Genomic DNA, 6,285 nt, shown 5'->3' with positions numbered 1-6,285 from the left:
TGATTACACTGGTTCCAAGTTATTTCTTTATCAGAAAAGTATGTTTGAAAATCCCGCTTGAACCAAAAGTCGCTGAGGTGGAGATTGGAAAGACTTTGCCCAAGCCACCTTCGGTTTTCAATTCTTTTCTGCCGGTTATTGTGCCTTTGATTTTGATCATCCTGGCATCCATTGCAAAATACCCAACCAAACCTTTTGGTGAGAATGAATTTACGTCCGTTATCTTTTTTATTGGAAGTCCGGTTATTGCTCTGCTTCTTGGGGCATTTTTGTCATTTACGCTTCCTGCAAAGTTTGACCGCAAACTGTTGTCTTCCTCAGGTTGGATAGGGGAGGCCATGCTGATTGCGGCGCCTGTCATTTTGATTACAGGGGCAGGTGGGGTTTTTGGAAGGATGCTTCAAAATTCGGGTATCGGAGACATGGTAAGTTCCAATATGAGCAGTGCCAATTGGGGGATTTTCCTTCCTTTCTTGATTGCTTTTGCCCTTAAGACAGCTCAAGGTTCTTCCACAGTGGCCATGATTACGACAGCTTCGATCATTGCTCCTTTGCTAGTGTCTTTGGGTTTGGATTCAGAGACAATGCGGGTGTTTGCAGCTTTGTCCATCGGGGCTGGTGCGATTGCTATTTCCCATGCCAATGACAGTTTCTTTTGGGCAGTCACCCAATTATCAGGACTTTCGATTAAGCAGGGAAATCAGACACATAGCCTTGGAACGCTTATCATGTCTGTGACAGCGATTTCGGTGATTTATCTGATTACGCTTTTTGTATAAAGCATGATTGGATAATGCTCTAAAATCAATCATTTCGGAAAAAATTCTATCAGTTTAACAGATAAGGAAAGAGAGAATCTAAAACCTTAAAAAGTTTTGGATTCCCTCTTTTTAATTCTGCATTTTTCATTCTCAATTCTACATTATCTAGCAGTCCAGCCACCATCCACAGTCAGCATCGAACCTACCATATAGGTCCCGGCGTCACTTGCCAAAAACAGTGCTGCTCCCTGTATTTCCTTCAGATGCCCCCATCTTCCCAATGCAGTTGCTCCTACCACAAATTTCTTCCCCTCTTCCGTATCGGCTATCGGCAGATTCATTTCTGTAAGGAATGGCCCCGGGCAAATGGCATTGACCGTGATATTAAAGGGTGCCAATTCGAGTGCAAGCGCACGGGTCATCTGTACCACTGCTCCTTTGCTTGAAGCGTAGGGAGTCCTGTTCGCAAGTCCTACCAATCCGAGCGTACTTGCCATATTGATGATACTTCCCTTATTTGCGATCTTCATATATGGTACGACGGCACGGTTGCAAAGCCATGTTCCGTTAACATTGACATCCATTACTTTTTTGAAATCTTCCTCGCTCAATTCATCGATGGCTCCACGGATATTGATCCCTGCGCTGTTGATCAGGATGTCTATTCTTCCAAATATTTCCATGGCAACATTGGCCATGGTTTCGGTCTGCTCTTTGGAAGATACATCAGCTGAAAAGGAAATGGCTTTGATGCCATAGGCTTTTTCCAATTCCAAGGCCGACTCAGCTGCGATCGCACCATCTCTTCCTACCAGCATCACATTAGCACCTGCTGAAGCCAAGCCTGCAGCCATGGCCAAACCAAGGCCTTTGGAGCCGCCTGTGATGATGGCCGATTTTCCCGTCAAGTCAAAAAGTTTGATTCCCGGCAATTCACTTACTGAAGTATTCATAGTATTTTTATCTTAAATGAATGATGATTTATTTTTTTGCAATCAGCCTAGCCCTAAATCATTTTTACTGTAACGGAGACTGGCGAGGACGTTAGCTTCTTCATAATCAAGCCGCTGCTCGGGCTCCAGGTTTCTCGTATAGGGCAATTCACCTGCAAAGGATTTTTCTCTGACCATTTTGAGAATTCCTGGCAATTCAGAACCTGATATGTTGTCAAAGGTGGCCCAATATTCCTCTTCCAGGCAAGGTATTTCCAACGGGTCACGGGTGATCATTTCAAGGTTGAAGGTGATGTTGGGATTGTATTTTTTGCAAAGCGCTACTCCTGACTTGAGGTCGACGATGCCTTCGCCCAAAGGAACTTCAGAAAGCAAAAACCCTTTGGAGTAGGATTTGACGCCCATATCCTTGATGTGTGTCGAAAAGGAATAGGGTGCCAAAAGGGCGATGACTTCATCAGGCTTTTCCAAAAGGGAAAGGTTGTTGCCAAAATCCAAAGTCACTCCCATCCATTCGCTGTCCAAGCCTTTGATGATTTCCACCAATTCAGCAGCACGCCAGTCTTTGTGGTTTTCGATGGCAAGTTTCATTTTATGCTTCCTTACAACGGGCTCAGCCAATTGAAGTGATTTTAAGGAAACAGCCTTAAAATCCAGAAATTCTTTTTCAGTTTTAAAGTTTTCATATCTCCTTCCTCCCAAACAAACGGTCCTCAAAATAGTGGCTCCGGCTTCTTTGGAAGCCATTACTTCTTTTTCAAACCTATCGAGATCCTCTTGGGATTTTGGCAAGCCAATGCTTCCTTCAAGATATAATCCGAGTTTTTCCCTTTGGTCCCTGACTTTTTTAGCAAAATCCGAAGTCCAATTGTTGACTCCTACCTGTACACCACCTGCCCCGATCTGATGGCAATGTTCGATGAGTTGGAGGGCATTTTCAAAACCCGGATATTTTTCACTCGGGACTTTGGAATTCCACCTTGCTCCATAGGAATGGACAACGATCCCCATCGAAACTCCCTCAAATTCCATTGAAAAAGATGGCAAAGGAAAAGCCATGGCCAAAGCCGCCAATCCTGTTTTTTGGAGAAAATCCCTTCGATCAGATGAAAAGGAGCGGATGTGTTTGTCAGTGGATTTCATTTTGGTCGATGGGTTTCTAGTTTGGTTGGAGGACAGATAAGGAATCGGTATGCTTGATAAGTTCAGGAGCTGTCCAAGGATATACCCTTCCCTGCGAAGTATGGCGGGTAGAGGAAACGGTCCTTCCCGAGATGGCAGGCGCTTGATTTCCCCATTCGTTTCGGATATAGGTCAATATTGCCGCAATCGAAGCATCATCCATTGTCGAATGGGCGGGCATGATGGGGAGGATTTCGGGGGCATCGTATTTTTTGCCTGCTACTTCCAATGGGCCCTCCATACCATGGAGGAGGATGAGGGAAAGCCTGATTTCATCGCCTAGAACCCATTCCGAACCCGTCAATGGTGGTCCCATCCTATTGACTCCGGCACCGTCTGAACCATGACAACCGGCACAGGTTACCAGGTATTTTTGTCTGCCCAAAGCAAATTGCTGCAAGCCTTTTTCATCAAGGGAATTGGCGGAGGCTTCCATCAATTTAGGTGTATATCCAGGCCACGAAAACATGGATTTAAGCATTTCCACCCTTGAAGGTTCAATCGGTAAATCGCTTCTCCTAAATATCGCCGGTTCTTTTTTCAATGCCAAAGGACCTTTGGAACGGCTGTTCGCAGCTTGGATTGCCATGCCGGTAAGTACTACCTCCTGTTTCCATCCAGCATCTTCAGATGATTTGTCAATAAGGATCATCAAGCTTTCCAATTCTCTTGGGTCTCTGTTCTTAACAATGGATACGGTGAGCATTTCAAGGAAAATCTCTTTTGAAGGGGAAGTGGTTTTCCAGTTTTCTGAGGCCCATAATTTTTGGAGAAAATCAAATTCCATATTGCCCAGACTGCTCATGACAGCATCTCTGATCAGAGGGTCGTCTCCAAACCGTGTTATTACTTTTCCTAAAACATCTGAAGCTTCTTTGGGAGGCAATACGGATGCACTCAATGCCAACTGCAATGAAAGATCAATAGGGGCTTCGTTTGCCATTACCATCATTTTTTGACCCAGACTTTCATGTAATTCCCGGGAAGCCAATGCGGGTTCTTCCAATTGCCTCAAAGCAGTTTTTTGGAGCAAAATAGACTTGTCTTCCAAAAGTGACAATAGCAATTCCGGATCTTTGTCTCCCAACCCTTCCAATGTCCAAAGCCCGTGGAATCTTCCTAGTTCGGTTTTTCCGTTCAGAACCAAATCCTTCAAATCACTCATAACTGACCGGCCTTCCCGCTCGACCAAAAGCCTCTGTGCCATGTCTCTGTGCCAGCCGTCAGGGTGGGAAAGACGCTGAATAAGATCCGCTGAACTCTCTTTTGAAAGTTTTGGAATCGGGGTTGGTTTCCAATCCTCAGGAACGATCCGCCAGATTCTCCCCATATGAACAGGTAATACCAAACCTCGCTTGAGCGTCTGTTCCCGCAAATAAGGAGTAACATAAGACCCGTGTTGTACCATTCCCCGATACATGTCAGCGATATACATTGCTCCATCCGGACCGATGGCGGAGTTTACGGGGCGGAACCGTTCATCCGTGGAAGCCAAAAATTCCTTTCCGGGATTTGGGTCAAAAGCTTCCAAAAGGAGGTCTTTTTGGACCACAACATTCCTTTTAACCAGGTTTCCGGCATTTTCACAGACAAAGGCATTTCCGTAATACTCCTTTGGGAACAAGGTACTTCTGAATACAAGGGGAGAACATGCTGAGGTAAACTCCAAAAGCCTCCCTTCCTCATCCAAAGTACCGGGGATATAACCCCTGTTAACAGCCGGATTGGGTCTTATCGGAAAAATCTTTCGGTCTATAGTCAGTCCATGGTCAATGCCTGTGGAAGGGGAGTGGTTTTTGTTTCGGGAAAGGTAATTGGCAGGAACAAGGTCAGCATGTAGCTGTGACCAATTGTAATTGTAAAACAACCTTCCCTGATCGTCATGGCTGATGCCCCATTGCCCGCGGGCTTCGGTGCTGTCCCGCAACCACTCTCCGCCTTGGTTTCTATACCTTAGTTTGGACTTCACGTTGTAGTACCAGTTGTCGATGTTTCTCAGCAGACCATTGTCAGAATGCTCCGGAATGCCATTTTGAGAATAAGTAGAATCCAATAGGACTTTTGAATCTGCCTTAAGATCACCATCAATATCCTGAGTAATCCAAAGGGAATTGCTTTCCGCAATCAATGCCCCGTTTTTGATCAATCCCAATGCCCTTGGCATCACGAGGCTATCGAGGTAAACGGTGCTTTTGTCCATGACTCCATCACCGTCTTCATCTTCCAAAACAGATATTCTTCCCACCGGATTTTTTTCTTCACTCCCATCTATGTCAGTCATAAATCCCCGCATCTCTACTACCCAAAGTCTGCCATCTTCGTCAAAAGTCAAAGCAATCGGGTCCTGTACCATAGGTTCAGATGCCACCAACTGGATTTTGAATCCCGGTTCAAGTTGGAAAGTAGCAAGTTCTTCTTCAGGGGATTTTGGGGGAGAGGAATCTTCCGGGATTGGATTCTTCTTTCCCGAACAAAAGCTCAGGAAAGAAGTCAAAAGAAGGAATGTAAATAGGCGTGAGAAATGCATGAATGGGTTTATTGCTAATAAAAGCAAAATCTGAATTTCCATCAATTCAAATCATAGCTTTCACCCAATTTGCAATTTATTCCCCTGATACACAAGCATGTTTTACAGAGACGGACAAAAAACGGATTGTTGGTAATTTTAATAAGTTGTTAGGGAAGAATTTGAATTCCTTGGATCCAAGACTCCGATTTTATAAGCTGTTTTTATCAATCAGGCACTCCACATTGGGATGCATCCAAAGGAATGATGCGGGACATTGTGTTGATATTTTTCTGTCCAAAATCTGTTTGATGGCTTCCTGTTTGCCTTTTCCGGTAATGAGGAAAATGACTTTTTTTGTCTGAAGGATGTCTTTCATTCCTACACATAAGCCATAGGCTGGTTCAGGTCCCTGAGACAAAGCCGGATCATGTTGAATGGTCGAAGGAGCCAAAACAGCTTTGTGAAAATCAGGTTGCAAAAAATCAGCAGGTTCATTAAAAGCGATGTGTGCATTTTTTCCCAAGCCAAGGATACAGATATCGAAAGGACCTTGATCAGCGATGAATGTTTCCATCCTTGCACATTCTGCTTCCACTTTATCAGCCGCTGTTTCAAATCCGGTATACCTGTTATGGGAAATTGCCAAGGGTTCGAGTAAATGCTTTTGCAGGTAAGATTCACAGGAATCGGGATGGGAAAGCGGAATGATTCCCCACTCGTCCATTTTGACTACCCGCATCTTTTCAAACATGGATTTGTTTTTTGACATCTCGGCATACATTCCTGTCGGGGAATTTCCGGTAGCGGCACAGAATAACAAATCCTTTTTAAGCTGAACTTCATCCATGATAAGTTTTGCAGCATATTGACTGAGGGAGTC

At 44.6% G+C, this 6,285-nt stretch carries 5 protein-coding genes; 1 reads left to right on the top strand and 4 read right to left on the bottom strand.

Annotation, left to right across the window (positions count from 1 at the left end):
- On the top strand, positions 1–779 hold a 779-nt coding region (locus ACZFYI_RS13865; RefSeq protein WP_462524724.1), incomplete at its 5' end, for a GntP family permease.
- Positions 780–922: 143 nt separating this feature from the next.
- On the opposite strand, the gene ACZFYI_RS13860 is transcribed toward ACZFYI_RS13865, so the two are convergent.
- The 4 genes from ACZFYI_RS13860 to ACZFYI_RS13845 form a co-directional block, all read right to left on the bottom strand.
- The gene (locus ACZFYI_RS13860; protein WP_462524723.1) at positions 923–1,714 is read right to left on the bottom strand and encodes an SDR family NAD(P)-dependent oxidoreductase; all 792 of its coding nucleotides are present in this window, start codon (positions 1,712–1,714) and stop codon (positions 923–925) included.
- Between the two features lie 42 nt (positions 1,715–1,756).
- Positions 1,757–2,857, bottom strand: a complete 1,101-nt coding sequence (locus ACZFYI_RS13855; RefSeq protein ID WP_462524722.1) for a sugar phosphate isomerase/epimerase family protein — start codon at positions 2,855–2,857, stop codon at positions 1,757–1,759.
- A gap of 16 nt (positions 2,858–2,873) precedes the next feature.
- A complete protein-coding gene (locus ACZFYI_RS13850) occupies positions 2,874–5,423 on the bottom strand; it encodes a DUF7133 domain-containing protein (protein WP_462524721.1) in 2,550 nt (849 codons plus the stop codon).
- Positions 5,424–5,613: 190 nt separating this feature from the next.
- On the bottom strand, positions 5,614–6,285 hold a 672-nt coding region (locus ACZFYI_RS13845; RefSeq protein WP_462524720.1), incomplete at its 5' end, for a 6-phosphogluconolactonase.

This window comes from Aquiflexum sp., assembly GCF_977115555.1.
Note: the sequence above shows the minus strand (reverse complement) of the source record. Positions and strands in the feature narration are given on the sequence as shown.

Bases quoted from the DNA above. Each gene is read 5' to 3' on its own strand.
- ACZFYI_RS13860 (WP_462524723.1), bottom strand. From the start codon at position 1,714: ATGAATACTTCAGTAAGTGAATTGCCGGGAATCAAACTTTTTGACTTG.
- ACZFYI_RS13855 (WP_462524722.1), bottom strand. From the start codon at position 2,857: ATGAAATCCACTGACAAACACATCCGCTCCTTTTCATCTGATCGAAGG.
- ACZFYI_RS13850 (WP_462524721.1), bottom strand. From the start codon at position 5,423: ATGCATTTCTCACGCCTATTTACATTCCTTCTTTTGACTTCTTTCCTG.